The following is a 25,273-nucleotide window of genomic DNA, read 5'->3' on the forward strand; positions in this document are numbered from 1 at the left end:
GCCTCACTCTTCGAAGCGGATCGGGCAGTGCGCTGCCCCTTCCAGCTTGTGCAATTCTTCGATTACCTGCGGGCGTGCGCGATGCAACGTCAGGCTGCCACCTGCCCGGGCCAGACGACGGGCTTCACGGTGGAGCATGTCGACGCCGGAATAGTCGATGAAGTTGATCTGCCGGGCATCGATAACCACATCAGGACCCTGGCAGCGTTGCAGGCGCACTTGCAGGTAATGGCTGGCGCCAAAGAAAATCGAACCGCCCACACGTAGCACGTCGGCATCGCCCTCGCGCGTTTGCTGCACCCGAGGGCGTGAAGTGCGCTTGAGGTAGAAAAACAGCGAGGCCAGGACCCCGGCATAGATCGCCGTTTGCAGCTCCAGCAGCAAAGTGGCAGTCGCAGTCAGGGCCATGACCAGGAACTCGGCACGGCTGACCCGGAACAACGCGCGGATCGCTTGCAGGTCAACCAGCCCCCAGCAGATCAGCAGGATGCTGCCAGCCATTGCCGGGATTGGGATATGCGCGATCAGTCGCGCGCCGGCCACGGCGAACAGCGCCACCCAGAGCGCCGAGAACACCCCGGCCAAGGGCGAGCGCGCACCGGCTTCGTAACTGAGCCCTGAACGGGTAAAGGAGCCTGAAGACAGGTAACCGGAGAACCAGCTGCCGACCATGTTTGACAGGCCCTGGCCGCGGATTTCCTGATTGGCGTCGATCAATTGCTCCGAACGCGACGACAGCGAACGGGCAATCGACAGGCTGGTGACCAGCCCCAGCATGCCCACCGCCACGGCACTGGGCAGCAGGCGCAGGATCAGCTCGACATCCAGCAGCGGCAACGGGCTCAGGGGCGGCAACTGGCCAACAAAGCCGGGTACCAATTGCACATGCGCGAATACGTCAGGTAGCAGCCAGACCAGCAGGCTGGCAACACTCAGGGTTATCAACAGGCCGGGCCAGCGCGGCCTTAGCAATTTCAGGGCGATGCCGAGTATCAGGGTGCCCAACCCAAGGCTTACAGAAGGCCAATCTACATCGCCTGCGTGCTCCAGGAGGCCTCCCAGGGTTTTCAATGCCGTGGCCTTGCTGGGCAGGTCCATGCCCATCAGGTTCGGCAGTTGCCCCAGGGCGATGACCACGGCGGCACCGAGGGTGAAGCCGAGCACCACGGCGTGTGAAACGAAGTTGACCAGTGCGCCGAAACGCAACATCCCCAGCAACCACTGAAACACCCCGGCGAGGAATGTCAGTAAGAGGATCAGGGTGATGTAGTCGTCGCTGCCGTTGACCGCCAAGGGGCTGACGCTGGCATAGAGGACGATGGAAATCGCAGCGGTCGGCCCGCAGATCAGGTGCCAGGAAGACCCCCACAGGCACGCAATCAGCACTGGCACGATGGCCGCGTAGAGCCCGTATTCGGCTGGCAGGCCGGCGATCAGGGCGTAGGCGATCGATTGTGGCAAAGCCAGAATGGCGCCGCTCAGCCCCACCAGCAGATCACGACGGACGCTGCCACGGGTCTGCAGGGGCAGCCAGCGCAGAAAAGGCAGCAGACGGTAGCGGTCAAGCCGGAGCATGGACAGTCTCTATCGCAAGCAGAAGCTGCTCAGGGTGCGATGTCTGGCGTGCCGGTGCAAGTCTAAGCGGCTTTCCTGCGCACGAAACCGCATCAGCAGACGAAGTTTACGTGTTCGCCGATGTGAAGTTTCAGCTCGAGGCTATCGACCATGCCGGCGGCCACCCGGGCCAGGCGCTGCAGCGGTTCGGCGAGACCGGGTTCGAGGGTGCCGTGGGTGTGGTGGAAGTGTTCGATGCCCAGGCCGGCGACTTGCTGCGGCATGTTTACCAGGGTCCACTGCAGCTGGCTGCGCTGTAGCGCGTCGACGATCTGCTCGGCACAGTCATGTTGCTGCTTGCTGTGCCCTTCGTTAGTGTCGAGCACGCTGAAATCGCCCACCAGTAGCAGCCGGCGTATAGTGGTGAGCGACATTCCAGCAATCAGTGCCTGGCTCATGCGCAATTGGGCGGCGAAGTCGTCGGGGGCCAGCGCAGTCAGCAGGCAGACCACCGCCGAACCGCCGGCCACGCTTTGTTCGGCTTGCGCTGCGCTGTTCAGGCCGCCGATCTTGAAGTGCAGGCCCGGGCGCGGCGCCAGGGTATTGAGGTCATCGACCACGGCGATCACTTCATGCTGGCGCTTGAGCAGTTCGGCCATCAGGGCGCTGCCCAGGCTGCTCAAACCGCCGATCAGAATCAGTTTGAACACTGGGGTTTCGGCATTTTTCACCAGATCACTCCCTTTGATGCGGGTGATCATTTGACCCCGGGGCGGCCTTGGGGTTCTTGTGAATCAGGAGTATTCGTGCAAAGGATCAAGGGCTATCACGCCCACGTTTACTACGACGCCAGCACTATGGAGCAGGCACGGCAGCTATGTGAAGAAGCCGCCACGCTGTTTGGTGTGACGATGGGGCGGATGCATCAGAAGCCGGTCGGGCCGCATCCGGACTGGAGCTGCCAGTTGGCGTTCGGGCCGGAGCTGGTGGGGGTGGTGTTGCCTTGGCTGGCGCTGTATCGCCATGGGCTGGTGGTGTTCCTGCATCCGCTGACCGGAGACGAGTTGGCGGATCATCGCGATCATGCGATCTGGATGGGAGCGGTCCGGCCGCTGGATCTGTCGATCTTCCTGCCTTCCTGATTCGGGCGGAGCTGCTATCGGCGGCAAGGACGGCTCCCACAACAGCCCGGTGTATAAAGGCTTGTATGGGAGCCGGCCTTGCCGGCGATGAGCGCGTTAGGTAATCAGGCCTTGCGTGCGGTCCGTACGCCTTGGGCCAGCGCCGAGCACAGCTCCAGCACATCGCCCACGGCCTGATCAGCCGATTTGGCCTGGGCAATCTTGTCGACCAGCGCCGAACCGACCACTACGCCATCCGACAGCCTGGCAATGGCCGCTGCCTGCTCCGGGGTACGGATACCGAAGCCGACGCTGATTGGCAGGTCGGTATGCCGGCGCAGGCGTTCGATGGCGTTGCTGACCTGTTCGGAAGTGGCCGAACCGGCACCGGTGACACCCGCCACCGAGACGTAGTAGACGAAGCCGGAGCTGCGCTCCAGTACCCGCGGCAGACGCACGTCGTCAGTGGTCGGTGTGGTCAGGCGGATGAAGTCGATACCGGCCGCCTGGGCCGGGGTAGCCAGTTCGGCGTCATGCTCAGGTGGCAGGTCGACAATGATCAGGCCATCGACACCGGCTTCCTTGGCCTGGGCGACGAAAGCTTCGACGCCAAAGCGGTGAATCGGGTTGTAGTAGCCCATCAGCACGATCGGCGTGGTCTGGTTGTCCACACGGAACTCGCGCACCATCTGCAAAGTTTTCGCCAGGGTCTGGCCGGCTTCCAGGGCGCGCAGGGTAGCGAGCTGGATGGACACACCGTCAGCCATCGGGTCGGTGAACGGCATACCCAGTTCGATGACATCGGCGCCAGCAGCCGGCAGGCCTTTGAGAATGGCCAGCGAGGCATCGTAGCCGGGGTCGCCTGCAGTGATGAAGGTGACCAGTGCCGAGCGGCCTTCGGCCTTCAGTTCGGCGAAGCGTTGTTCAATACGGCTCATGCCTGTTTCTCCTGGGCAGCCATATGGCTCATCACGGTTTGCATGTCTTTGTCGCCACGCCCGGACAGGCACACCACCATCAGGTGATCCTTCGGCAAGGTCGGGGCGCGTTTGATCGCTTCGGCCAGGGCATGCGAGGTTTCCAGGGCCGGAATGATGCCTTCCAGACGGCAGGTGGTGTGGAACGCAGCCAGGGCTTCTTCGTCGTTGATGCTGACGTACTCGACGCGTTTCACTTCGTGCAACCAGGCGTGTTCAGGGCCGATGCCGGGATAGTCGAGGCCGGCGGAAATCGAGTGGGCGTCGGTGATCTGGCCGTCGGCGTCCTGCAGCAGGTACGTGCGGTTGCCGTGCAGAACGCCCGGAATACCGCCGGTGAGGCTGGCCGCATGCTTGTCGGTTTCGACACCATGGCCACCGGCTTCGACGCCGATGATCTGCACGCTGCTGTCATCGAGGAAGTCGTGGAACAGGCCCATGGCGTTGGAGCCGCCGCCGACGCAGGCGATCAGGCTGTCCGGCAGGCGCCCTTCCTTTTCCTGCAACTGGGCGCGGGTTTCCTTGCCAATGATCGACTGGAAGTCGCGAACCATCGCCGGGTACGGGTGCGGGCCGGCCACGGTACCGATCAGGTAGAAGGTGTCCTCGACGTTGGTAACCCAGTCGCGCAGGGCTTCGTTCATGGCATCTTTGAGGGTGCCGGTACCGGAGGTCACCGGGACGATTTCGGCGCCCAGCAGCTTCATGCGGAACACGTTGGCCTGTTGGCGTTCGATGTCGGTTGCGCCCATGTAGATGACGCAAGGCAGGCCAAAACGCGCGGCAACCGTGGCCGTGGCAACACCGTGCATACCGGCGCCGGTTTCAGCGATCAGGCGCTTTTTGCCCATGCGCTTGGCCAACAGTACCTGGCCGATGCAGTTGTTCACTTTGTGTGCGCCGGTGTGGTTGAGTTCTTCACGTTTGAAGAAAATCTTCGCACCGCCGCAGTGTTCGGTCAGACGTTCGGCGAAGTACAGCGGATTCGGGCGGCCAATGTAGTCGCGCTGGAAGTACGCCAGTTGCTCGAGGAACTCCGGATCGGCTTTGGCCGCTTCGTATTCGCGTGCAAGGTCGAGTACCAGCGGCATCAGGGTTTCGGCCACGTAACGGCCGCCGAATGCGCCAAACAGGCCATTGGCATCAGGGCCGGCGCGGAAGTTGGTCTGGGTCATGGGTCGCTCCAGGGCGTAATGAAATCTGGGAATGGCTTTACTCTACCCACGACAGGCCCGGCTGAAAACCGATAAGATTGCTATAACATGTCAGGAAATCTCACACGTCATGCGCCAGGACCTGCCTCCCCTCAATGCCCTGCGGGCGTTCGAAGCCACTGCCAGGCTCAACAGCGTCAGCCAGGCCGCCGAGCAACTGCATGTGACCCATGGCGCTGTTAGCCGCCAGTTGAAAGTACTGGAGGAGTTTCTCGCGGTTAGCCTGTTCGTCAAGGACGGACGTGGCATTAAACTCACAGATGCCGGCGTGCGCCTGCGCGATGCCAGTGCCGACGCATTTGATCGCTTGCGCAGCGTGTGCGCCGAGTTGAGCCAGAGCGGTGACGACGCACCGTTTGTTCTGGGCTGCTCGGGCAGTTTGCTCGCGCGCTGGTTCATTCCGCGCCTGGGCAGGCTCAAGGCAGACCTGCCGGAGCTGCGCCTGCACCTGTCGGCCGGTGAAGGTGACCTGGACCCGCGTCGCCCCGGGCTGGATGCGTTGCTGGTGTTTGCCGAGCCGCCGTGGCCGGCGGACATGCAGGTGCATGTGCTGGCGCAGGAGCGTATCGGTCCGGTACTGAGCCCGCATTTTCCCGGGTTCGCCCGCTTGTGCCAGGCACCGGCGCCGGCCTTGCTCGAAGAAGCCCTGCTGCACACCACGTCACGGCCTCAAGCCTGGCCCAACTGGGCTGTGCAACAGCACATCGATCCCGAGGCGCTGCGTTACGGCCAGGATTTCGAACACCTGTATTATTTGCTCGAAGCTGCCGTTGCCGGTCTGGGGGTGGCCATTGCCCCGCAACCGCTGGTCGCCGACGACCTGCGGGCCGGGCGTCTGGCTGCGCCGTGGGGATTCTGCGAAACCGAGGCGGTGCTGGCGTTGTGGGTGCCCCGGCGCGCCGCAGATGGACGCGCGGAGCAGTTGGCCGGCTGGCTACGCGCCGAGTTGGCGAGTCAGGCCGATTAACGGCGGCTGCACATCAGGTAAGCAGCGAGCAGTCCCAGGGCACCGACGGCCACACCCGCCGTCGTCCACGGGTGCTCCTGGGCATAGTCGCGGGTGGCCAGGCCGGTCTCGCGGGTTTTGCTTTTCACCTCCGCATAGGCGTCGCCCAGCAGGCTGCGGGAGTGGCGTAGCGCACTTTCGGCGTTGCTCTTGAGTGTTTTCAAGGTCTTGCGCGACTCGTCCGAGGCGTCGTCCTTGAGGGTTTCCAATGTCTTCAGAAGGCTTTCGATCTCCGCTTCCATACTTTGCAGCGACGCCTGACGCAGCGAGTGGTTGGTCATGGTGACTCTCCTCCTTCGAGGTGTGATTGAGTTGTTATGGTTCCGACTTCAGCCAGGCAAGAAAGTGCAGTGCGGTGTGTTCGAGTGGCGGGTGCGCGGGTAAATCAGCCTGGCACTGCTAGGCTGAAAGTTCACATCTGCGCAGGAGACGGGTCATGTCTGATCATCACACCTACAAGAAAATCGAACTGGTGGGCTCATCGCCCACCAGCATCGAGGAGGCCATCAACAATGCCCTGGCCGAAGCGGGCAAAAGCATCAAACACCTCGAATGGTTCGAAGTGCTCGAAACCCGTGGGCACATCAAGGACAACAAGGCGGCGCACTTCCAGGTAACCCTCAAGGTCGGGTTCCGTATCGCCAATAGCTGAAAGCATTGCGCTGGCATGTCCGGGTCAATTGAGTTACACAGTTCTGAGGCGCCTGGACCGGCTCCGGCGCCACCCTCCACTTTGATCTGAACAAGGAAAGCGATCGATGAAGAAGTTGGTAGTTGCACTGGGTTTGATGACGCTGGCCGGCACTGCGCTGGCCGCGGGCAAGCCCTGTGAAGAATTGAAGGGCGAAATAGCAGCCAAGCTGGATGCCAAAGGCGTCAGCGGCTATTCGCTGGAGATCGTCGACAAGGGCGCGGCGTCAGGCGGCAAGGTCGTAGGTACCTGCGAAGGCGGCACCAAGGAAATCGTCTACAAGCGCTAATCAAGGCATCCACTCAGCGATGCAATGACTTCGTTGCCGGTCATGCTGGCTCCCCCATGTGGGAGCCAGCATGGCTAGCGATGTGTCCCCTCAGTTCCCGCGCATCACCTGCGACAGCAACTCATAGGAGCGGATCCGGTCCGCATGTTCGTACAGGTCGCAGGTGAAGATCAGCTCGTCGGCCTGCGTCTGCTCGAGCAGCACCTCGAGTTTGGCGCGAATTTTCTCCGGGCCGCCGACCATCGCCAGTCCGAGGAAACTGCCCACTGCCTCGCGCTCATGAGGCAGCCACAAGCCATCCATGCTTTCTACCGGAGGGCGCTGCATCAGGCTCTGGCCCCGCATCAGGGCGAGGATGCGTTGATACACCGAGGTCGCCAGGTAGTCGGCCTTCTCGTCGCTGTCGGCCGCCACCAGCGGTACGCCGAGCATCACGTAGGGCTTATCGAGTTCGGCGGAGGGCTGGAAGTGGTTGCGATACACCCGAATGGCCTCGTGCATGTAACGCGGGGCGAAATGCGAGGCAAAGGCATACGGCAGGCCGCGCATACCGGCCAGCTGGGCGCTGAACAGGCTTGAGCCGAGCAGCCAGATGGGAACCTCAGTACCGTAGCCGGGCACGGCGATGACTTTCTGGTCTGGTGTGCGCGGCCCCAGGTAGCGCACCAGTTCTTCCACGTCGTCGGGAAAATCGTCGGCACTCCCGGAGCGCTCGCGGCGCAGGGCTCGTGCGGTCATCTGGTCAGACCCCGGCGCGCGTCCCAGGCCAAGGTCGATACGGCCGGGATACAGGCTGGCAAGGGTGCCGAACTGTTCGGCAATTACCAGTGGTGCGTGGTTAGGCAGCATGACCCCGCCCGCCCCCACCCGGATTGTGGAAGTACCGCCGGCCAGGTAGCTGAGCAATACAGAGGTCGCCGAACTGGCAATGCCGTCCATGTTGTGGTGTTCAGCAACCCAGAAGCGGTTGTAGCCGAACTTCTCTACATGCTGTGCCAGGTCCAGGGAATTGCGCAGGGACTGCGCCGGGCCGCCGTCTTCGCGAACCGGCACCAGGTCGAGGGTGGAGAATTTGATATCCGCAAGTCGCTTCATGGGCTGATGAGCCTCCAGGGCATTCGTTTGCCCGGCATAAGACCGGAACCTACTGAACGTTGTATGGGCACATCCTGAGGAATCAATGCCTGGCGTGCAATCAAGCTGAACTTGCCAGGGCGGGTGGCCTCTGAATTTTAGGCTGCGCAAACCTGCGCCCTTGGTTACTCAGGAGGCATTATGAAAAAGACAGCATCGGCAATCTGGCAAGGTGGCCTGAAGGACGGCAAGGGTCTGCTATCTACCGAAAGTGGTGCGCTCAAAGACAATCCTTATGGTTTCAACACGCGCTTCGAGGGTCAACCTGGCACCAACCCGGAAGAGCTGATTGGCGCGGCCCACGCGGGGTGCTTCTCCATGGCCCTGTCGATGCTGCTGGGTGAGGCAGGTTTCACTGCCGAGCGCATCGATACCACTGCGGAAGTGACCCTGGAAAAACAGGCTGACGGCTTTGCCATTACCGCCGTTCACCTGATCCTCAAAGCCAAGGTACCCGGCGCCAGCGAAGCCCAGTTCCTGGAGGTGGCGAACAAGGCAAAGGCAGGCTGCCCGGTGTCAAAAGTGCTCAACGCAACCATCAGCCTGGACGCTACGCTGGCGGGTTGAAGTAGAACCGCGACGCGCTTCTTGTGGTCAAATGGGAGTCGGCAAACTCTCTGCCGCCACAAGGAGCTGTCCCATGACCCGTGTTGCAATCGCTGTGCTGGCTTCGCTGCTGGCGACCTCTGCGCTGGCTGCGCCGAAGAATTGCGAAGCGCTCAAGGCCGAGATCGAAGCCAAGATCCAGGCCAACAATGTGAGTTCCTACACGCTGGAAATCGTGCGCAACGACGAAGTCCACGACCAGAACATGGTGGTGGGCAGCTGTGAAGGCGGCACCAAGAAAATCATCTACCAGAAGAATGACCGCTAGGCCTTCTCAAGGTATGCAGAAGATGTCGTTCTTCTCTTCTGCCAGCAGCTTGCGCTGGGCGTCATAGAGATAGGCACTGGGCTGCATGGCCGGTGCCCGCGCTTCCAGGCGATAGCGCTTGCCGGCCTCGAAGTGGTCGTAGTTCACCTTGAGGTAGCAGGTCCGTTCCACGGGGTTGAGCGAGAAGCCACCGCCGTACACCTCGAAGTCGAAACGCACGGTCAGTTCGTGGCTACCAGGCGTTACCTGGAAAAAGCGCCCGTCCTTGAGGCGTTCGCCATCAAGCCGGTCGGCCATGACCAGCTTGCCAGGAGTCATGGTGTACAAGTCGATCCAGGCCTGTTTGCTATCGACTGGGGGCAAGGGGCTAGCGCAAGCCCCCAGGGCACTGAGGGCGATCAGCATCATTGGCTGGCGCATGGCAAACTCCCGTTTGCAAACTACAAAGCACAAGCATAGCGCCATTCACGCTATCAGGTACGTTGGCAGCCCGCCGGTAGCCCTTTGCTGACCAGGTTTCGCTGTTCATCGTACAGATTGGCCCAAGGGCGGAAGCCGATACTTCCGGCTTCGATCTGATAGCGTTGCCCGGCACTGAAATCCTTGAATTTCACATTCAGCTGGCAATCGCGCCATAGCGGTTCGCTGCTTGGGCCGATGTTGCTTGGCGTCACCAGGAACTGGTAACGCACGGTCAATTCGTGGCTGCCCGGCTGGACTTCGAAATAGCGCTTGTCTGCCCAGTCGCGATCATCCACCTGCAGGGCATGCAGGGATTCGTCCGGATTGGGTGCAAGGTCAATCCAGGCCTGGTTGGGATCGGCAGGGGGCAAGACGGCGCAGCCGGTCAACAGCACCATACCGCCAAGGACGAGCAGTGTACGCATGGTAAAACTCCAGCTGGGCAGGATAGTCTGGAAGCGGATGAGCACTTGAGCGAGACAACGGGACGGATGCTTCGACTATTTCTTTTATTGCGCTCAAGTCTTGGGGCACTCGACCATTTTTTTCGCTACTTGGTTCCCCTGTTGGTGTTCGGGCTGCTGAACGGTTGTTCCAGCATCGATTACTACGGGCAACTGGCTAGCGGGCAGTTGCAGCTGTTACAGGCGCGAAAACCCGTGGCCGAACTGATAGCCGACCCCGCGACCCCGGCGAAGCTGCGTCAGCATCTGATGCAGGCCGAGCAGGCCCGGGCCTTCGCCAGTGCGCAGCTTCGACTGCCGGATAACCGCAGTTACCGGGTGTATGCCGACATAGGCCGACCCTTCGTGGTCTGGAATGTGTTCGCCACGCCGGAGTTCTCTCTCGAGCCGCAAACCCATTGCTTCCCGATTGCCGGTTGCGTCGCCTACCGCGGTTACTACAGCCAGGGCGCGGCACGGGGCGCCGCAGCACTACAGAAGCAGCAGGGGCTGGATGTGTATGTCGGCGGCGTCGAGGCCTATTCGACCCTGGGCTGGTTCGATGACCCGATCCTCAGTTCCATGCTCGGTTGGGGCGACGAGCGCTTGGCGACCGTGATCTTTCATGAGCTGGCGCACCAGCGCGTGTATGTGCGCGACGACACGGCGTTCAACGAATCTTTTGCCACCTTCGTGGAGCAGGAAGGCACCCGCCAGTGGCGTGCGGCACGTGGCCTGCAGGCGCAATCCGAGGATGATGGAGGGCAACGCGACCAGTTCGTCACGTTGGTGCTGGCCAGCCGGGAGCGGCTGAAGACGTTGTATGCCTCGCCGCTGACCGCGCCTGCCAAGCGAGCCGGCAAGCAGGCTGAGTTTGAACGGCTACGCCGTGATTACCGGGCGCTGCGTGACAGCCAGTGGCAGGGTAAAGGGCGGTATGACGCCTGGATCAATGCGCCGATGAACAATGCCAAGCTATTGCCCTTCGGCTTGTATGACCAGTGGGTACCTGCTTTTGCGCAGCTTTTTGTTCAGGCCGGCAAGGACTGGGACGTGTTTTATCGGCAGGTTGAAGCCTTGGGCAAGTTGCCGCGTGAGCAGCGCCGGCAGGTATTGAAAGGTTTCGACCTTTCGCCAGCCAACCGGCGATAGCGCCTTCAAGTCCGCAGAAAGGCCTGGTGCAGTTCCTGTAACGTGGCGAAGTGATACGCAGGCTGTTCGGCCGTCAGCTCTTCATGACTACCAAAGCCATAGCCCACCGCCACGGCTTCCAGACCATTGCTGCGGGCACCGATCAGGTCGTGTTTGCGGTCGCCGATCATCAGCGTCTGCGCAGGGTCCAGCTGTTCTTCGGCCAGCAGGTGAGCGATCAGCTCGACCTTGTTGGTACGGGTGCCGTCGAGTTCGCTGCCGTAGATCACCTTGAAGTGATGATCGAATTCGAAGTGGCGGGCAATTTCGCGGGCGAACTCCCAGGGTTTCGACGTGGCGATGTACAGCGTCCTGCCCTGCCCGTTCAAGGCTTCAAGCAATGGCTGGACACCATCGAACACCAGGTTCTCGTACAAGCCGGTGACCTTGAAACGTTCACGGTAGAAATTAACGGCCTGCCAGGCCTTGGCCTCGTCGAAGCTGTAGAACTGCATGAATGCCTGCAGCAGCGGCGGGCCGATGAAGTGCTCAAGGCGCGCCAGGTCCGGCTCGTCGATGCCAAGCTTGGCCAGGGCGTACTGGATCGAGCGGGTGATGCCCAGGCGCGGGTCGGTCAGGGTGCCGTCGAGGTCGAACAGAATGTTTTGCTGGTGCATGGTGGTCTCGCTAATGGCTGTCGGCAGGGTCACTCAGGCAGGTGGTAGCCTTCGGCCAGGTGCTGGTCTTTGAGTTTCACGTAGTTGCTGGCGCTGTAGGGGAAGAAGGCGCGCTCCTTCTCGGTCAGGGCGCGGGCCTGTTTGACCGGGCTGCCGACATACAGAAAGCCGCTTTGCAGGCGTTTGCCCGGTGGCACCAGGCTGCCTGCGCCGATGATCACCTCGTCTTCGACCACTGCACCGTCCATGATGGTGCTGCCCATGCCGACCAGAATCCGGTTGCCCAGGGTACAACCATGCAGCATCACTTTGTGACCGATGGTCACTTCGTCGCCGATCAGCAACGGAAAGCCGTCAGGGTTGAAGGGCCCAGCGTGGGTAATGTGCAACACGCTGCCGTCCTGCACACTGGTGCGCGCGCCGATGCGGATACGGTGCATGTCGCCGCGGATCACGGTCAGCGGCCATACCGAGCTGTCCGCACCGATCTCGACATCCCCCAGCACCACTGCACTGCGGTCCACGAAGGCGCGTTCGCCCAGGCGGGGTGAATGGTTCTGGAAGCTGCGGATGGCCATGATAGGGACTCTCTTTAGTGTTGATAGGGCTGCGGTCGGCGTCGATTGTAATTAAGATGGTCGCGTGTTTCTTCTGCCAAGGTGTTTAACCGTGAGTGCGAACAACCCGCTACTGCAGCCTTATGACTTGCCGCCCTTCTCGGCAATCCGCGCCGAGCATGTGCAGCCGGCGATTGAACAGATCCTGGCCGACAACCGTACCGCCATTGCCACCATTCTCAAGTCCCAGGGCCAGCAGCCAAGCTGGGCCGGCCTGGTGCTGGCCATGGACGAACTCAATGACCGCCTGGGCGCAGCCTGGAGCCCGGTCAGCCACCTCAATGCCGTATGCAACAGCGCCGAACTGCGCGAAGCCTACGAAGGCTGCCTGCCGGCATTGAGTGCCTATGCCACTGAACTGGGGCAGAACCGCGAGCTGTTCAAGGCGTATGAGGCGCTGATTGCCAGCCCTGAAGCCGCCGGTTTCGATGTCGCCCAGAAGACTATTCTGGAACACGCCCTGCGTGACTTCCGCCTGTCGGGTATCGACCTGCCGGCAGATAAACAAAAGCGTTATGCCGAAGTGCAGAGCAAGCTCAGCGAACTGGGCAGTCGTTTCTCCAACCAGCTGCTCGACGCTACCCAGGCCTGGACCAAGCACGTGGCCGATGAAGCCGCGCTGGCCGGCCTGACCGATTCGGCCAAGGCACAGATGGCCGCCGCCGCCCAGGCGAAAGGCCTGGATGGCTGGCTGATCAGCCTGGAATTCCCCAGCTACTACGCGGTAATGACTTACGCCGAAGACCGCGCCCTGCGTGAGGAGCTTTACGCGGCCTACTGCACCCGTGCCTCCGACCAGGGCCCCAATGCCGGTCAGTTCGACAACGGCCCGGTAATGCGTGAAATCCTCGACCTGCGTCAGGAACTGGCCGAGCTGCTGGGCTATGCCAACTACGCCGAGCTGAGCCTGGCGACGAAGATGGCCGAGTCCAGTGACCAGGTGCTGAGCTTCCTGCGCGACCTGGCCAAGCGCAGCAAACCATTTGCCGCCCAGGACCTGGTCCAGCTCAAGGCTTATGCCGCCGAGCAAGGCTGCCCAGACCTGCAGAGTTGGGACAGCGGCTTCTACGGGGAAAAACTGCGTGAACAGCGTTACAGCGTTTCCCAGGAAACCCTGCGCGCCTACTTCCCGATCGACAAGGTGCTGTCCGGCCTGTTTGCCATTGTTCAGCGCCTGTACGGTATCGAAATTGCTGAACTCAAAGGCTTTGACACCTGGCATCCGGATGTCCGCCTGTTCGAAATCAAGGAGCACGGCCAGCACGTCGGGCGTTTCTTCTTCGACCTGTATGCCCGTGCCAACAAGCGTGGCGGTGCCTGGATGGATGGTGCGCGCGATCGTCGCCGTACTGAAGCAGGCGAGCTGCAAAGCCCGGTGGCCAACCTGGTGTGCAACTTCACCCCGGCAGCACCTGGCAAGCCTGCGCTGCTGACCCACGATGAAGTCACTACGCTGTTCCACGAGTTCGGTCACGGCTTGCACCACCTGCTGACGCGTATCGATCACGCCGGTGTGTCCGGGATCAATGGCGTGGCCTGGGACGCCGTGGAGCTGCCAAGCCAGTTCATGGAAAACTGGTGCTGGGAGCCCGAAGGCCTGGCGCTGATTTCCGCTCACTACGAAAGCGGCGATGCCCTGCCCCAGGACCTGCTGGAAAAAATGCTGGCGGCGAAGAACTTCCAGTCCGGCCTGATGATGGTCCGCCAGCTGGAGTTCTCGCTGTTCGACTTCGAACTGCATGCCAGCCATGGCGACGGCCGCAGTGTGCTTGAGGTGCTTGAAGGCGTGCGCGACGAGGTCTCGGTCATGCGTCCACCGGCGTACAACCGCTTCCCCAACAGCTTTGCGCATATCTTTGCCGGCGGTTACGCCGCGGGTTACTACAGCTACAAGTGGGCTGAAGTGCTTTCTGCTGATGCCTTCTCGCGTTTCGAGGAAGAAGGTGTGCTCAACGCGCAGACCGGTCGCGCTTTCCGTGAAGCCATCCTGGCCCGCGGTGGTTCCCAGGAGCCGATGCTGCTGTTCGTCGACTTCCGTGGCCGTGAGCCGTCAATCGATGCACTCTTGCGTCACAGTGGCCTGAGTGAGGAAGTGGCGGCATGAGTGATGCGCCCGTGATCAAGACGAAAAAGCGCTTTATCGCCGGGGCGGTTTGCCCGGCGTGCAGCGAGCCGGACAAATTGATGATGTGGAGCGAAGACAGCGTTCCGCACCGTGAATGCGTGGCGTGCGGGTTCTCCGACACCCTCAACGAGCAGGGTTTGTCGGTGCCCAAGGAGCTGGGTACCCGGGTCAACAAGGTCGAAGTGAAAGCGGCCGAGGCCAAGGTGCAGACGGTACAGTTCTTCCCCAATCCCAAGCTGAAGAAGCCGGCTGAATAAGCGCGATCGGCGGTACTGGAACCTGTAACTCACCTCGGGTACTGTATATAAAAACAGTATCCGGGGTGTCGTTCAATGTTCCCTCCTCAAGGGCCGCAACGGGGGCGTGGCACGACCAGTAACCCCCACAATCGATTCGCCCCACGCCAATCGGTCGCCGAGGATGACGGCTGGTACCAGGAAGTGCCGCTAACCCAGGGTACCGAGGTGCGCATTGAAACGGCCAAGAGCATCATCACCCGCAACAGCTCTCCCGACCTGCCCTTCGACCGCTCGATCAATCCTTACCGTGGCTGTGAACATGGCTGCATCTACTGTTATGCGCGGCCCAGCCATGCCTATTGGGATTTGTCCCCGGGGCTGGATTTTGAAACCAAGCTGATCGCCAAGACCAACGCCGCCACCGTACTTGAGCAGCAACTGAGCAAGCCAGGCTATGTCTGTGCGCCCATCAACCTGGGCTCCAACACCGACCCGTACCAACCCATCGAACGCGAGCAACAACTGACCCGGCGATTGCTGGAGGTGCTGCTGCGCTACCGGCACCCGGTCACCATCGTCACCAAAGGCTCGCTGGTTCTGCGCGACCTCGATCTGCTCACCGAGCTGGCGCAACAGCGCCTGGTAAGCGTGATGATCAGCCTCACCACGCTGGACGACGAACTCAAACGCACTCTTGAGCCTCGCGCAGCGGCGCCCAAAGCCCGCTTGCGGGCGATTCGCGTGCTCAGTGAGGCCGGCGTTCCCGTCGGTGTGTTGTGCTCGCCGATGATCCCGATGATCAACGACAGCGAACTGGAGCACTTGCTGGAGGCTGCCAGGGACGCTGGTGCACGCAGTGCCGCTTACATGATGTTGCGCCTGCCGCTGGAGGTCGCGCCATTGTTCGAGCAGTGGTTGCAGGATCATTATCCGCAACGGGCCGAGCACGTCCTGAGCCTTATTCGCCAGAGCCGCGGCGGTGAGTTGTACGACAGCCGATTCGGTGCACGCATGCGCGGTGAGGGGATATTTGCCGAGCTGCTGGCGCAGCGTTTCAGCAAGACGATTCGCCGTTTGGGTTTGAATCAGCGTGAAGGCTATGCCCTTGATTGCAGTGTCTTTTGCCCGCCTGGCAGGCAGATGTCGTTGCTCTGATCTGGGTAGTGGGTATTGGCCATTGATGGTTTTTTGATATTATTTATGGCAGTCTTTTCCGGTCTGGAACGCCCGTTCTAGAGCCTCTGCATTCAGTTTGAGTTAAGTTTCGCCGAGTAGCGTAGGAATTCAGCCAGCAACTGATGTGATTGTTGGTGCGCATGTGTCATCCAAATGACATACGCCGTTTGAATCATCAACCCGGTAAAATGGATTTAACCCAAACCGTCAAAGAGGATGAATCATGCCCGTCAAGGACCCATCCAAGGTTGTTCCGGACGTACCTGCCGAGAGCGCCGATGCAGCGCTGAAGCATATTGTCGACGGCTTTCTGCGCTTTCATCACGATGTCTTCCCTGAACAGCAGGAGCTTTTCAAGAAGCTCGCTACCGCGCAAAAGCCCCGTGCGATGTTCATCACCTGTGCCGACTCACGCATCGTCCCCGAGCTGATCACCCAGAGTTCCCCTGGCGACCTGTTCGTCACCCGTAACGTCGGTAACGTCGTTCCTCCCTACGGACAGATGAACGGTGGTGTATCTACCGCCATCGAATATGCCGTGCTGGCGCTGGGCGTACACCACATCATCATTTGCGGTCACTCCGATTGCGGTGCCATGCGCGCGGTACTCAACCCGCAGTCGCTGGAGAAGATGCCGACGGTAAAGGCCTGGCTGCGCCATGCCGAAGTGGCGCGCACCGTGGTTGAAGACAACTGCTCGTGCGGCACCGAACACGAAAGCATGCAGGTGCTGACCAAAGAAAACGTCATCGCCCAGTTGCACCACCTGCGCACGCACCCTTCGGTCGCATCGCGTCTGGCTGCCGGTCAGTTGTACATCCATGGCTGGATCTATGACATCGAGTCCAGCCAGATCGAAGCGTACGACGCTGAAAGCGATCGTTTCCTGCCCCTGGCTGCGGGTCAGCCAATCCCCTGCGCATCGCCGAGAGGACGCTACTAAGCGTCCCTGACACCCCCGCAATAAGCTGATTGACGGCTGCACCTGACCGGTGCGGCCTGGTCATCGGCTGCCTTGAATTTCCCTGACTGCCCTGCCGGCTTGCTGGCGGTTTGCACCTGCGCGCACGTCAGGGGTGTGCATTCGGCCCCAGGAATGGCCTTGAACGTGAAAGAAGGAGTGACACGGTGAACAAAACACAGATCAAAGCGGCATTGCCGCGTGAATTGCTGGCCTCGGTAGTGGTGTTTCTGGTCGCCCTGCCGCTGTGCATGGGGATCGCCATTGCTTCCGGCATGCCGCCGGCCAAGGGCCTGATCACCGGAATTATCGGCGGCATTGTGGTCGGCTGGCTGGCCGGTTCGCCGCTTCAGGTCAGTGGCCCGGCTGCAGGCCTGGCGGTATTGGTGTTCGAGCTGGTGCGCCAGCATGGCGTGGCGATGCTCGGGCCGATACTGCTGCTGGCCGGTTTGCTGCAGCTGCTGGCCGGACGCTTGCGCCTGGGCTGCTGGTTTCGGGTCACGGCCCCGGCCGTGGTCTACGGCATGCTGGCTGGTATCGGCGTGCTGATCGTGCTGTCGCAAGTGCATGTGATGTTCGACAGCGCGCCGCAACCTTCAGGCCTTGCCAACCTGCTGGGTTTTCCCGCCACGGTCAGTCAGGCCTTGCCGCTGGAGGCCCGGGGTAATGGCTGGAAAGCTGCTGCATTGGGCCTTGGCACAATCGCAGTGATGTGGGGGTGGGAACGCTTTCGGCCACAGTCACTGCGTTTTGTACCGGGGGCCTTGCTCGGTGTGGCGTCGATGACCGCCATCAGTCTCTGGCTGGCGCTGCCGGTAAACCGCGTCCAGGTGCCTGCTGATCTGAGTGAGGCAATCGACTGGCTGAACCCGGCCGACCTGCTCAATCTTGCCAACCCGGACCTGCTGGTTGCGGCCTTCGCCCTGGCCTTCATCGCCAGTGCCGAAACCTTGCTTTCGGCGGCTGCCGTTGACCGTATGCACAACGGCCAACGCTCGGACTTCGACCGCGAACTGTCTGCCCAAGGGCTGGGCAACATGCTCTGCGGTGTGCTCGGTGCGTTGCCGATGACGGGGGTGATCGTGCGCAGCTCGGCGAATGTCCAGGCCGGTGCCCGGACGCGCTTGTCGGCCATCCTGCACGGCTGCTGGCTACTGGCGTTTGTGGTCGCACTCAGTGCGGTGCTGCAACAGATACCGGTTGCCAGCCTGGCAGGTGTGCTGGTGTATACCGGCATCAAGCTGGTCGACTTCAAAGCCTTTCGTGGCCTGGGCCGCTATGGCCGGATGCCGATGTTCACCTATGCCGCGACGGCACTGGCGATCATCTTCACCGACTTGTTGACCGGGGTGCTGCTTGGTTTTGCCTTGACCCTGCTCAAGCTGGCGCTCAAGGCGGCGCGCTTGAAGATCAGTGTTGCCAGCCTGGATGCGCCGGGGCACATGGAACTGCGGTTAAGCGGCGCGGCAACCTTTCTCAAGGTACCGGCGCTGGCGCAGGTGCTCGAAGGCATTGCGCCCGGCACCACGCTGCATGTGCCGCTGGCCAACCTCAGCTATATCGACCACTCCTGCCTGGAACTGCTCGAAGATTGGGGGCGCGCCAATGCTGGCAACGGCTCACGCCTGGTGATCGAGCAGCGCAGACTCAAGCGTCGGGTCGAAGGTCGGGCGCGTACAACGGTCGGGTTGGGCGCCTGATTCTGACCCGGTGAGCGTGCTTCAAGCCGGCTGATCCAGCTCCAGTCCAACCCCCAACTGCCGCGACAGGCAAGGCCAGCGTTTCCACGCGGCGCCGGTGTCCGGGCTGCTGAGTTTGTCGCGGTATTGCTCCACCGATTCCAGGGCGAAGCTCTCTTCATTGAGCATTTCGTCCACTGAGTGGTGAACCACTTCATCCAGCTGGTTGGCGAACTCTTCGCCGATCAGCTGGTGAGCGATCAGGTTGGCCACGGTGGTGTCCAGCGGGATCAGCGGCTGCTGAAAGTGCTTGATGTACAAATCGTTTACTTCTTCCACCAGACGGTGTGCCAGGTAGGCTTCATCCAGCAGGCAATCAAGGCCGACATGGCCATTCATGATTTGCGGTGGCTGCAGAAAATACTCTTCGGCGATTTTCAGCACCGGCTTGATCTGCGATTCGATACCGGCTTCGCGGGCCACTTCATTGGCGGCCTCAAGGAGTTCCGGAACCTGCTCGATGTAGGCAGTGACGAAGCGTACCAATGCACCCTTGGCATCGTTTTCAGGAAGCTGGATCGACGGGTGCAAGTGTGGCAATTGAGTGTCGAGCTGCTGTTTCAGTTGGCCGGTTTCGGTCTCATGTTGATGGGCACGGGTGATCTGCTCGCGCAAAGCGGCGATGTTCATGACAACTCCAGGGTAAAGGCGTGACAAACGGAAGACATAAGGTAGCTCGGTTCTGCAGATGCTTAAGACGCATTTTGCATAACCGAAAGCCATTTAATGCTCGGCAATTATATCAATGTGCCATCATTGTGCCCCAGCCCGCGTAATTCGCGGCCTGAGACGCAAACGATCAACTTGGGCAGGTTGAATTTTCCTGTCGCGTTGCGTGGTCGAGGTCGCTGTCTATACTCCGGTTGAAAGTGATGTGCTGATGAGGCCCGACTGCAGTTCGCAGGGGGGTGGTTGTCGAAGTTAGCAGTCTTGGCCGCCGTACCCTTAGCCGTAGGTCCATGCCTCCGGGATAACAAGAACGATAAGGGGAACCCGCAATGATGCGACATCCACACGTATGGATGGGCCTTCTGTTGTGGTCGATAATCGGTCAGGCCAATGCGGCCTGGACGGTGAACATGGCGCCAGGGGCGACGGAAGTCAGCAACGCCGTATTCGACCTGCACATGACCATTTTCTGGATCTGCGTGATCATCGGCCTGGTGGTCTTTGGCGCAATGTTCTGGTCGATGATCATCCACCGTCGTTCCACCGGGCAGCAGCCTGCGCATTTTCATGAGCACACCTGGGTCGAGATCATGTGGACGGTGGTGCCGTTCCTGATCCTGGTGGCCATGGCCATTCCGGCAACCAAGACCCTGATCGAAATCTACGATGCCAGCGAGTCGGATGTCGATATCCAGGTTACTGGCTACCAGTGGAAATGGCACTACAAATACCTGGGCCAGGATGTCGAATTCTTCAGCAACCTGGCCACCCCCGCCGATCAGATCCACAACAAAGCGCCCAAAGACGAACATTACCTGCTCGAAGTCGACCAACCGCTGGTGCTGCCGGTGGGTACCAAGGTGCGCTTTCTGGTGACTGCCGCCGATGTCATCCACTCCTGGTGGGTGCCGGCGTTCGCGGTCAAGCGCGACGCCATTCCCGGCTTCGTCAACGAGGCCTGGACCCGTGTCGAGAAGCCCGGCATTTATCGCGGTCAATGCACCGAGCTGTGCGGCAAGGATCACGGCTTCATGCCGGTGGTGGTCGAGGTCAAGTCCAAGGCCGATTACGACACGTGGCTCGCCGAACGCAAGGCCGAGGCTGCCAAGCTCAAGGAGCTGACCAGCAAGGAATGGACCCTGCAGGAGTTGGTCGAGCGCGGTGACAAGGTCTACCACACCACCTGCGTGGCCTGTCACCAGGCCGAAGGACAGGGCCTGCCGCCGATGTTCCCGGCGCTCAAGGGCTCGAAGATCGCCACCGGTCCCAAGGAAGATCACCTGAGCATTGTCTTCCACGGCAAACCGGGCACGGCCATGGCTGCGTTCGGCAAGCAGCTGTCGGAAGTGGATATCGCTGCCGTGGTGACCTACGAGCGCAACGCCTGGGGCAACAACAAGGGTGACATGGTCACACCCAAAGACGTGTTGGCGATCAAACAGGCAGAAAGCAAATGAGCCGGCCTGAGAGCTTTTCCCGCACCAGCCACCGGATTGCAGGAGACAGGACATGAGCGCAGTGATCGACGACCACAGCCAGGGTCATGAGCACGCCCACGGACCGGCCAAGGGCCTGATGCGCTGGGTGCTGACCACCAACCACAAAGACATCGGCACCATGTACCTGTGGTTCAGTTTCATCGCCTTCCTGTTGGGTGGCTCCTTCGCCATGGTGATCCGCGCCGAGCTGTTCCAGCCCGGCCTGCAGATCGTCCAGCCGGAATTCTTCAACCAGATGACCACCATGCACGGCCTGGTCATGGTCTTCGGTGCGGTGATGCCGGCCTTCGTCGGCCTGGCCAACTGGATGATCCCGCTGATGATCGGTGCGCCGGACATGGCTCTGCCGCGGATGAACAACTTCAGTTTCTGGCTGCTGCCGGCGGCTTTCCTGCTGCTGGTATCGACCTTGTTCATGCCCGGTGGCGGGCCGAACTTCGGCTGGACCTTCTATGCTCCGCTCTCCACCACCTACGCGCCGGAAAGCGTGACCTTCTTCATCTTTGCCATTCACCTGATGGGCATCAGCTCGATCATGGGCGCGATCAACGTCATCGCCACCATCCTCAACCTGCGTGCCCCGGGCATGACCCTGATGAAAATGCCGCTGTTCGTCTGGACCTGGCTGATCACCGCGTTCCTGTTGATTGCAGTGATGCCGGTGCTGGCGGGAGTGGTGACCATGATGCTGATGGACATCCACTTCGGCACCAGCTTCTTCAGTGCTGCCGGTGGCGGTGACCCGGTGTTGTTCCAGCATGTGTTCTGGTTCTTCGGTCACCCCGAGGTGTACATCATGATCCTGCCGGCGTTCGGCGCGGTCAGTTCAATCATTCCGGCGTTTTCGCGCAAACCGCTGTTCGGTTACACCTCGATGGTCTATGCCACCGGCGCGATTGCCTTCCTGTCCTTTATTGTCTGGGCCCACCACATGTTCGTGGTCGGCATTCCGGTGGTCGGCGAGCTGTTCTTCATGTACGCCACCATGCTCATTGCCGTGCCCACCGGGGTGAAGGTGTTCAACTGGGTCAGCACCATGTGGGAAGGCTCGCTGACGTTCGAAACGCCGATGCTATTCGCCATCGCCTTCGTCATCCTGTTCACCATCGGTGGTTTCTCGGGATTGATGCTCGCCATCGCCCCGGCGGACTTCCAGTACCACGACACCTACTTCGTGGTGGCGCACTTCCATTACGTGCTGGTGCCCGGGGCGATCTTCGGCATCTTTGCCTCGGCCTACTACTGGCTGCCGAAATGGACCGGGCACATGTATGACGAAACCCTGGGCAAGCTGCATTTCTGGCTTTCGTTCATTGGCATGAACATGGCGTTCTTCCCGATGCACTTTGTCGGTCTGGCCGGTATGCCGCGGCGAATTCCGGACTACAACCTGCAGTTCGCCGACTTCAACATGGTCTCATCGATCGGTGCGTTCACCTTCGGTGCCACACAGATCTTCTTCCTGTTCATTGTCATCAAGTGCATTCGTGGCGGTGAACCTGCACCGGCCAAACCCTGGGATGGCGCCGAGGGACTGGAGTGGTCAGTGCCGTCTCCAGCGCCCTATCACACGTTCCAGACCCCACCGGAAGTGAAGTGAGCGGCGTGGGCCCAAGGAGGCTGCCATGAGTGAAGGGACATCGCTTAAACGCCTGGTCGCGCGGTTATTGCTGCTGACCGTGGTGATGTTCGCCTTTGGGTTTGCCCTGGTGCCGATCTATGACGTGATGTGCAAGGCCTTCGGTATCAACGGCAAGACTGGCGGGCAATACGAAGGGACGCAGGTCAGCGACCCGAACAGAAGCGTGAAAGTGCAGTTCATGTCGACCAATGCCAGCGACATGGTATGGGACTTCTATTCAACTGCTGACCAGATCGACGTCAATCCGGGGGCGGTCAACCAGATGATCTTCGTTGCCCGCAACCCGACCGACAAGCCCATGAGTGCCCAGGCGATCCCCAGCATCACCCCGGCCGAAGCCGCCGCGTACTTTCACAAGACCGAATGCTTCTGCTTTACCCAGCAGGTACTGCAGCCGGGAGAGCGCATCGAGATGCCGGTGCGTTTCATCGTCGACCGTGACCTGCCCAACGATGTGAAACACCTGACACTGGCTTACACGCTGTTCGATATCACCGCTCGCCATCCGCCGGTTGCACAGTTGGCGGGCCCGGCCGCACAGGGCGCCCGATAAGGAGAACGCACCATGGCTTCGCATCAGCACTATTACGTACCGGCGCAAAGCAAGTGGCCGATCATTGCCACGATCGGCATGTTCATCACCGTGTTTGGCCTGGGGACCTGGTTCAACGACCTCAAGGCGGGCCGTCCGGAGTCCCATGGGCCGTGGATTTTCATCTTCGGCATGCTGTGCCTGGTGTATATGTTCTTCGGCTGGTTTGGCGCGGTGGTCAAGGAAAGCCGCGCCGGGCTGTACAGCCCGCAACTGGACCGCTCGTTTCGCTGGGGTATGTCCTGGTTCATTTTTTCCGAGGTGATGTTCTTCATCGCCTTTTTCGGCGCGCTGTTCTATGTGCGCAACCTGGCCGGGCCCTGGCTGGGCGGTGAAGGCGCGAAAGGCGTGGCGCACATGCTCTGGCCGAATTTCGAGTTCGCCTGGCCGTTGCTCAATACGCCGGATCCGAAACTGTTTCCCCCAGCGAGAGAAGTCATCGATCCCTGGCACCTGCCGCTGATCAACACCATTCTGCTGGTCAGCTCCAGTGTCACCGTGACCATCGCTCACCACGCATTGCGCAAGGATCACCGCGGCGCCCTGAAGTTCTGGCTGGCGCTGACCATTCTCCTGGGCATCAGCTTCCTGATTCTGCAGGCCTACGAATACCACGAAGCCTACACCGAGTTGGGCCTGACCTTGGGCTCAGGCATCTATGGCGCGACCTTCTTCATGCTCACGGGCTTTCACGGTGCCCACGTGACCATGGGCACCCTGATCCTGATCGTGATGCTGGTGCGGATCATGCGCGGGCACTTCAACGCCGACAAACACTTTGGTTTCGAGGCTGCCAGTTGGTATTGGCACTTTGTCGATGTGGTCTGGGTGGGGTTGTTTATCTTCGTTTATGTGCTGTAGCGCTGCTCAGAACGGCGCGTGGGAGACCAACTGGCCGCTGTAGAAGCCCCAGGTAATCAGCGCAAGGGTCAGTGCAGCGAGGCTGACCCGCACGGTGAGTGCTTTGAGCAGACGCGTGGAGTGCCCATCGTCCTTGACCAGAAAGAACAGGCCACTGAACAGACTGGCGATGGTTGCCAGCAGCATCAGGACAATCGCGGCTTTAAGCATGGCGAAACTCCGGGGGGATGCATCGATGACTTTAAGTATAGCGACTGACTTTGTGGTGATCAGGTGAAGCACTTTCGCCCAGGCTGGGTGCCTACCCTGGTCGTGCTGATGCTGTTGCCCGGGCTGATTGCACTGGGCTGCTGGCAGCTTGGGCGTGCCCAGGAAAAGCGCGTGCTGCTGGCCAGTTATGCCGAACGGCAGGCCGGTGAGCCGGTGCGCGCTGGCGAACTGTCCGCGATGGACGATCCCGCCTTTCGCCGGGTACAGCTGTTTGGCCATTTCGACGCCGAGCACAGCCTGTTGCTGGATAACCGCGTGCGCAATGGCCAGGTGGGCGTCGAGCTGTTGCAACCCTTTCTCGACCAGGCCAGCGGGCTCTGGCTGCTGGTCAATCGCGGCTGGCTGCCCTGGCCTGATCGGCGAAACCCGGTGCAGTTTTCCACACCCGACCAGGCGTTGAGCCTGGATGCCTGGGTTTATGTCGCCCCCGGGGCGACGTTCCAGCTGCATGCCGATCCCGAAGGCGGCAGCTGGCCGCATCTGCTGACCGCCATCGATGCCAGTCACCTGTGGCCACAGCTGGCCCGTGAAGGCTTTGCTCATGAATTGCGCCTCGAAGCGGGCCCGGCCAGCTATCGCCTGGACTGGCCGGTGGTCGCCATGGGGCCGGAAAAACACCTTGGCTACGCCGTGCAATGGTTTGCCCTGGCGCTGGCGTTGGTCCTGCTTTACCTCTACTTCGGCTGGTATAAAAACAAGGAGAAACAGCATGGGAGTCGTCACGAGTCCTCTCAACATGTCTGAAGGCAAGGTGCCGCCAGGGCGGGCGCGGGGGCGTCTGCAATTGATCCTGATCCTGCTGGTGGTCATCGGGCCGATGATGCTGGCGACCGGTATGTACAAGTTTCAGTTCTGGGTACCGGACAGCCGCAATTACCACGGCGAAATGATTGGCGACGGCCAGAGCCGCGCCGACCTTGGGGTGAGTGCAGATGAACAGCGCTGGCAGCTGCTGGTCAGCGCGCCCAGGGAGTGCGGGCTGGACTGCCAGCAACTGGTGTACCTGGCCCGGCAGATCCAGATCGGCCTGGGGCGCGATGCCAGTCGCGCCAGCCACGCCCTGGCGACGGCGCAGCCAGTCAATGGTGACTTTCAAGCCCGGCTTGAGCGTGAATACCCGCAGCTGCAGCGCTATGCGCTGGACCTGAACAAGTACGGCGCCGCGAGCAACGGCAAAGCGGATGCGCAGCTGTGGATCGTCGACCCCCATGGCAACCTGGTGCTGCGCTACGACGCCCGGGTTAAAGGCAAGGATTTGCTCAATGACCTCCGTCATTTGTTGAAACTGTCCAATATCGGGTAGGACATCA

General features: G+C 60.9%; 30 protein-coding genes. 18 read left to right on the forward strand and 12 right to left on the reverse strand.

Going from position 1 to position 25,273, the window contains the following annotated elements:
* Positions 1-3 precede the first annotated feature (3 nt).
* Positions 4-1,575 (reverse strand): SulP family inorganic anion transporter, encoded by a 1,572-nt coding sequence (locus DM813_RS03580; protein WP_128322050.1) that lies wholly within the window; start codon positions 1,573-1,575, stop codon positions 4-6.
* A 92-nt stretch (positions 1,576-1,667) separates the two neighbouring features.
* The gene (locus tag DM813_RS03585; protein ID WP_128322051.1) at positions 1,668-2,285 is read right to left on the reverse strand and encodes an NAD(P)-dependent oxidoreductase; all 618 of its coding nucleotides are present in this window, start codon (positions 2,283-2,285) and stop codon (positions 1,668-1,670) included.
* A 75-nt stretch (positions 2,286-2,360) separates the two neighbouring features.
* Here DM813_RS03585 and DM813_RS03590 point away from each other — a divergent pair, with 75 nt between their 5' ends.
* Positions 2,361-2,696: a DOPA 4,5-dioxygenase family protein gene (locus DM813_RS03590; RefSeq protein ID WP_128322052.1), complete on the forward strand. Its 336-nt coding sequence runs from the start codon at positions 2,361-2,363 to the stop codon at positions 2,694-2,696.
* A 104-nt stretch (positions 2,697-2,800) separates the two neighbouring features.
* Here DM813_RS03590 and trpA read toward each other — a convergent pair whose 3' ends face one another.
* Together trpA and trpB are read right to left on the reverse strand one after the other, a co-directional pair.
* A complete protein-coding gene (trpA, locus tag DM813_RS03595; protein WP_128322053.1) occupies positions 2,801-3,613 on the reverse strand; it encodes a tryptophan synthase subunit alpha in 813 nt (270 codons plus the stop codon).
* Complete coding sequence (gene trpB, locus DM813_RS03600; RefSeq protein ID WP_128322054.1) at positions 3,610-4,827, reverse strand: tryptophan synthase subunit beta; 1,218 nt, start codon at positions 4,825-4,827, stop codon at positions 3,610-3,612. Before trpB ends, trpA begins: the two co-directional genes overlap by 4 nt.
* A gap of 109 nt (positions 4,828-4,936) precedes the next feature.
* Between trpB and DM813_RS03605 the strand changes: the two genes are divergently transcribed.
* Positions 4,937-5,833, forward strand: a complete 897-nt coding sequence (locus DM813_RS03605) for a LysR family transcriptional regulator (protein WP_164897202.1) — start codon at positions 4,937-4,939, stop codon at positions 5,831-5,833.
* On the opposite strand, the gene DM813_RS03610 is transcribed toward DM813_RS03605, so the two are convergent.
* Positions 5,830-6,153 carry a DUF883 family protein gene (locus DM813_RS03610; RefSeq protein WP_128322055.1) on the reverse strand — a complete coding sequence of 108 codons (324 nt, stop codon included), beginning with the start codon at positions 6,151-6,153 and terminating at the stop codon, positions 5,830-5,832. The two genes, DM813_RS03605 and DM813_RS03610, sit on opposite strands and share 4 nt — an antisense overlap.
* A gap of 155 nt (positions 6,154-6,308) precedes the next feature.
* Here DM813_RS03610 and DM813_RS03615 point away from each other — a divergent pair, with 155 nt between their 5' ends.
* Both DM813_RS03615 and DM813_RS03620 read left to right on the forward strand, forming a co-directional pair.
* Entirely contained in the window at positions 6,309-6,524 is a 216-nt protein-coding gene (locus tag DM813_RS03615) for a dodecin (RefSeq protein WP_128322056.1), read from the forward strand.
* A gap of 106 nt (positions 6,525-6,630) precedes the next feature.
* Positions 6,631-6,852, forward strand: coding sequence for a DUF1161 domain-containing protein (locus DM813_RS03620; protein WP_128322057.1), 222 nt, complete (start codon positions 6,631-6,633; stop codon positions 6,850-6,852).
* 90 nt (positions 6,853-6,942) lie between these two features.
* Here DM813_RS03620 and DM813_RS03625 read toward each other — a convergent pair whose 3' ends face one another.
* Positions 6,943-7,947: an LLM class flavin-dependent oxidoreductase gene (locus tag DM813_RS03625; protein WP_128322058.1), complete on the reverse strand. Its 1,005-nt coding sequence runs from the start codon at positions 7,945-7,947 to the stop codon at positions 6,943-6,945.
* Positions 7,948-8,127: 180 nt separating this feature from the next.
* On the opposite strand from DM813_RS03625, the gene DM813_RS03630 reads away from it, so the two are divergent.
* Both DM813_RS03630 and DM813_RS03635 read left to right on the forward strand, forming a co-directional pair.
* Positions 8,128-8,553, forward strand: a complete 426-nt coding sequence (locus DM813_RS03630) for an OsmC family protein (protein ID WP_128322059.1) — start codon at positions 8,128-8,130, stop codon at positions 8,551-8,553.
* Positions 8,554-8,626: 73 nt separating this feature from the next.
* Entirely contained in the window at positions 8,627-8,860 is a 234-nt protein-coding gene (locus tag DM813_RS03635; RefSeq protein ID WP_128322060.1) for a DUF1161 domain-containing protein, read from the forward strand.
* A 6-nt stretch (positions 8,861-8,866) separates the two neighbouring features.
* Here the strand turns inward: DM813_RS03635 and DM813_RS03640 are convergent, their stop codons facing one another.
* Entirely contained in the window at positions 8,867-9,280 is a 414-nt protein-coding gene (locus DM813_RS03640) for a hypothetical protein (protein ID WP_128322061.1), read from the reverse strand.
* 53 nt (positions 9,281-9,333) lie between these two features.
* On the reverse strand, positions 9,334-9,747 hold the full coding sequence (locus DM813_RS03645) for a hypothetical protein (protein ID WP_128322062.1): 414 nt from the start codon (positions 9,745-9,747) through the stop codon (positions 9,334-9,336).
* A gap of 66 nt (positions 9,748-9,813) precedes the next feature.
* Here DM813_RS03645 and DM813_RS03650 point away from each other — a divergent pair, with 66 nt between their 5' ends.
* Entirely contained in the window at positions 9,814-10,917 is a 1,104-nt protein-coding gene (locus tag DM813_RS03650; RefSeq protein WP_128322146.1) for an aminopeptidase, read from the forward strand.
* 5 nt (positions 10,918-10,922) lie between these two features.
* On the opposite strand, the gene DM813_RS03655 is transcribed toward DM813_RS03650, so the two are convergent.
* Both DM813_RS03655 and DM813_RS03660 read right to left on the reverse strand, forming a co-directional pair.
* The gene (locus tag DM813_RS03655) at positions 10,923-11,573 is read right to left on the reverse strand and encodes an HAD family hydrolase (protein ID WP_128322063.1); all 651 of its coding nucleotides are present in this window, start codon (positions 11,571-11,573) and stop codon (positions 10,923-10,925) included.
* Between the two features lie 29 nt (positions 11,574-11,602).
* Positions 11,603-12,151, reverse strand: a complete 549-nt coding sequence (locus DM813_RS03660; protein WP_128322064.1) for a gamma carbonic anhydrase family protein — start codon at positions 12,149-12,151, stop codon at positions 11,603-11,605.
* A gap of 91 nt (positions 12,152-12,242) precedes the next feature.
* On the opposite strand from DM813_RS03660, the gene prlC reads away from it, so the two are divergent.
* The 5 genes from prlC (at position 12,243) to DM813_RS03685 (ending at position 18,391) form a co-directional block, all read left to right on the forward strand.
* The gene (prlC, locus tag DM813_RS03665; protein ID WP_206617351.1) at positions 12,243-14,294 is read left to right on the forward strand and encodes an oligopeptidase A; all 2,052 of its coding nucleotides are present in this window, start codon (positions 12,243-12,245) and stop codon (positions 14,292-14,294) included.
* Positions 14,291-14,572, forward strand: a complete 282-nt coding sequence (locus DM813_RS03670) for a YheV family putative zinc ribbon protein (protein ID WP_128322066.1) — start codon at positions 14,291-14,293, stop codon at positions 14,570-14,572. Before prlC ends, DM813_RS03670 begins: the two co-directional genes overlap by 4 nt.
* Before the next feature lie 75 nt (positions 14,573-14,647).
* Positions 14,648-15,709: a PA0069 family radical SAM protein gene (locus DM813_RS03675; protein WP_128322067.1), complete on the forward strand. Its 1,062-nt coding sequence runs from the start codon at positions 14,648-14,650 to the stop codon at positions 15,707-15,709.
* 244 nt (positions 15,710-15,953) lie between these two features.
* On the forward strand, positions 15,954-16,673 hold the full coding sequence (locus DM813_RS03680) for a carbonic anhydrase (protein WP_128322068.1): 720 nt from the start codon (positions 15,954-15,956) through the stop codon (positions 16,671-16,673).
* Positions 16,674-16,858: 185 nt separating this feature from the next.
* Positions 16,859-18,391 carry a SulP family inorganic anion transporter gene (locus DM813_RS03685; protein ID WP_128322069.1) on the forward strand — a complete coding sequence of 511 codons (1,533 nt, stop codon included), beginning with the start codon at positions 16,859-16,861 and terminating at the stop codon, positions 18,389-18,391.
* Positions 18,392-18,412: 21 nt separating this feature from the next.
* Here the strand turns inward: DM813_RS03685 and DM813_RS03690 are convergent, their stop codons facing one another.
* Positions 18,413-19,060, reverse strand: coding sequence for a hypothetical protein (locus DM813_RS03690; RefSeq protein ID WP_128322070.1), 648 nt, complete (start codon positions 19,058-19,060; stop codon positions 18,413-18,415).
* 368 nt (positions 19,061-19,428) lie between these two features.
* On the opposite strand from DM813_RS03690, the gene coxB reads away from it, so the two are divergent.
* Genes coxB through DM813_RS03710 form a run of 4 tightly spaced genes read left to right on the forward strand, consistent with a single transcriptional unit; the run spans position 19,429 to position 23,693 of the window.
* Positions 19,429-20,556, forward strand: a complete 1,128-nt coding sequence (coxB, locus tag DM813_RS03695) for a cytochrome c oxidase subunit II (RefSeq protein WP_128322071.1) — start codon at positions 19,429-19,431, stop codon at positions 20,554-20,556.
* A 52-nt stretch (positions 20,557-20,608) separates the two neighbouring features.
* Positions 20,609-22,198 (forward strand): cytochrome c oxidase subunit I, encoded by a 1,590-nt coding sequence (gene ctaD, locus DM813_RS03700; RefSeq protein WP_128322072.1) that lies wholly within the window; start codon positions 20,609-20,611, stop codon positions 22,196-22,198.
* Positions 22,199-22,223: 25 nt separating this feature from the next.
* Entirely contained in the window at positions 22,224-22,793 is a 570-nt protein-coding gene (locus DM813_RS03705; RefSeq protein ID WP_128322073.1) for a cytochrome c oxidase assembly protein, read from the forward strand.
* 12 nt (positions 22,794-22,805) lie between these two features.
* Entirely contained in the window at positions 22,806-23,693 is an 888-nt protein-coding gene (locus DM813_RS03710; RefSeq protein WP_128322074.1) for a cytochrome c oxidase subunit 3, read from the forward strand.
* 6 nt (positions 23,694-23,699) lie between these two features.
* Here DM813_RS03710 and DM813_RS03715 read toward each other — a convergent pair whose 3' ends face one another.
* Positions 23,700-23,903, reverse strand: coding sequence for a twin transmembrane helix small protein (locus DM813_RS03715; RefSeq protein WP_128322075.1), 204 nt, complete (start codon positions 23,901-23,903; stop codon positions 23,700-23,702).
* A 63-nt stretch (positions 23,904-23,966) separates the two neighbouring features.
* Here DM813_RS03715 and DM813_RS03720 point away from each other — a divergent pair, with 63 nt between their 5' ends.
* Both DM813_RS03720 and DM813_RS03725 read left to right on the forward strand, forming a co-directional pair.
* Positions 23,967-24,707 (forward strand): SURF1 family protein, encoded by a 741-nt coding sequence (locus tag DM813_RS03720; RefSeq protein WP_128322076.1) that lies wholly within the window; start codon positions 23,967-23,969, stop codon positions 24,705-24,707.
* The gene (locus tag DM813_RS03725; RefSeq protein ID WP_128322077.1) at positions 24,673-25,266 is read left to right on the forward strand and encodes a hypothetical protein; all 594 of its coding nucleotides are present in this window, start codon (positions 24,673-24,675) and stop codon (positions 25,264-25,266) included. The genes DM813_RS03720 and DM813_RS03725 overlap by 35 nt, the downstream gene beginning before the upstream one ends.
* Positions 25,267-25,273 lie beyond the last annotated feature (7 nt).

This window comes from Pseudomonas alkylphenolica, assembly GCF_004025535.1.
Taxonomy (GTDB): Bacteria; Pseudomonadota; Gammaproteobacteria; order Pseudomonadales; family Pseudomonadaceae; genus Aquipseudomonas; species Aquipseudomonas alkylphenolica_A.

Bases quoted from the DNA above. Each gene is read 5' to 3' on its own strand.
- DM813_RS03625 (WP_128322058.1), bottom strand. From the start codon at position 7,947: ATGAAGCGACTTGCGGATATCAAATTCTCCACCCTCGACCTGGTGCCG.
- DM813_RS03725 (WP_128322077.1), top strand. From the start codon at position 24,673: ATGGGAGTCGTCACGAGTCCTCTCAACATGTCTGAAGGCAAGGTGCCG.
- DM813_RS03605 (WP_164897202.1), top strand. From the start codon at position 4,937: ATGCGCCAGGACCTGCCTCCCCTCAATGCCCTGCGGGCGTTCGAAGCC.
- trpA (WP_128322053.1), bottom strand. From the start codon at position 3,613: ATGAGCCGTATTGAACAACGCTTCGCCGAACTGAAGGCCGAAGGCCGC.
- DM813_RS03580 (WP_128322050.1), bottom strand. From the start codon at position 1,575: ATGCTCCGGCTTGACCGCTACCGTCTGCTGCCTTTTCTGCGCTGGCTG.
- DM813_RS03660 (WP_128322064.1), bottom strand. From the start codon at position 12,151: ATGGCCATCCGCAGCTTCCAGAACCATTCACCCCGCCTGGGCGAACGC.
- DM813_RS03670 (WP_128322066.1), top strand. From the start codon at position 14,291: ATGAGTGATGCGCCCGTGATCAAGACGAAAAAGCGCTTTATCGCCGGG.
- DM813_RS03630 (WP_128322059.1), top strand. From the start codon at position 8,128: ATGAAAAAGACAGCATCGGCAATCTGGCAAGGTGGCCTGAAGGACGGC.
- DM813_RS03650 (WP_128322146.1), top strand. From the start codon at position 9,814: ATGCTTCGACTATTTCTTTTATTGCGCTCAAGTCTTGGGGCACTCGAC.
- DM813_RS03715 (WP_128322075.1), bottom strand. From the start codon at position 23,903: ATGCTTAAAGCCGCGATTGTCCTGATGCTGCTGGCAACCATCGCCAGT.
- DM813_RS03710 (WP_128322074.1), top strand. From the start codon at position 22,806: ATGGCTTCGCATCAGCACTATTACGTACCGGCGCAAAGCAAGTGGCCG.
- DM813_RS03640 (WP_128322061.1), bottom strand. From the start codon at position 9,280: ATGCGCCAGCCAATGATGCTGATCGCCCTCAGTGCCCTGGGGGCTTGC.
- DM813_RS03635 (WP_128322060.1), top strand. From the start codon at position 8,627: ATGACCCGTGTTGCAATCGCTGTGCTGGCTTCGCTGCTGGCGACCTCT.
- DM813_RS03705 (WP_128322073.1), top strand. From the start codon at position 22,224: ATGAGTGAAGGGACATCGCTTAAACGCCTGGTCGCGCGGTTATTGCTG.
- DM813_RS03680 (WP_128322068.1), top strand. From the start codon at position 15,954: ATGCCCGTCAAGGACCCATCCAAGGTTGTTCCGGACGTACCTGCCGAG.
- DM813_RS03690 (WP_128322070.1), bottom strand. From the start codon at position 19,060: ATGAACATCGCCGCTTTGCGCGAGCAGATCACCCGTGCCCATCAACAT.
- DM813_RS03645 (WP_128322062.1), bottom strand. From the start codon at position 9,747: ATGCGTACACTGCTCGTCCTTGGCGGTATGGTGCTGTTGACCGGCTGC.
- ctaD (WP_128322072.1), top strand. From the start codon at position 20,609: ATGAGCGCAGTGATCGACGACCACAGCCAGGGTCATGAGCACGCCCAC.
- DM813_RS03610 (WP_128322055.1), bottom strand. From the start codon at position 6,153: ATGACCAACCACTCGCTGCGTCAGGCGTCGCTGCAAAGTATGGAAGCG.
- DM813_RS03615 (WP_128322056.1), top strand. From the start codon at position 6,309: ATGTCTGATCATCACACCTACAAGAAAATCGAACTGGTGGGCTCATCG.
- DM813_RS03655 (WP_128322063.1), bottom strand. From the start codon at position 11,573: ATGCACCAGCAAAACATTCTGTTCGACCTCGACGGCACCCTGACCGAC.
- trpB (WP_128322054.1), bottom strand. From the start codon at position 4,827: ATGACCCAGACCAACTTCCGCGCCGGCCCTGATGCCAATGGCCTGTTT.
- DM813_RS03675 (WP_128322067.1), top strand. From the start codon at position 14,648: ATGTTCCCTCCTCAAGGGCCGCAACGGGGGCGTGGCACGACCAGTAAC.
- coxB (WP_128322071.1), top strand. From the start codon at position 19,429: ATGATGCGACATCCACACGTATGGATGGGCCTTCTGTTGTGGTCGATA.
- DM813_RS03620 (WP_128322057.1), top strand. From the start codon at position 6,631: ATGAAGAAGTTGGTAGTTGCACTGGGTTTGATGACGCTGGCCGGCACT.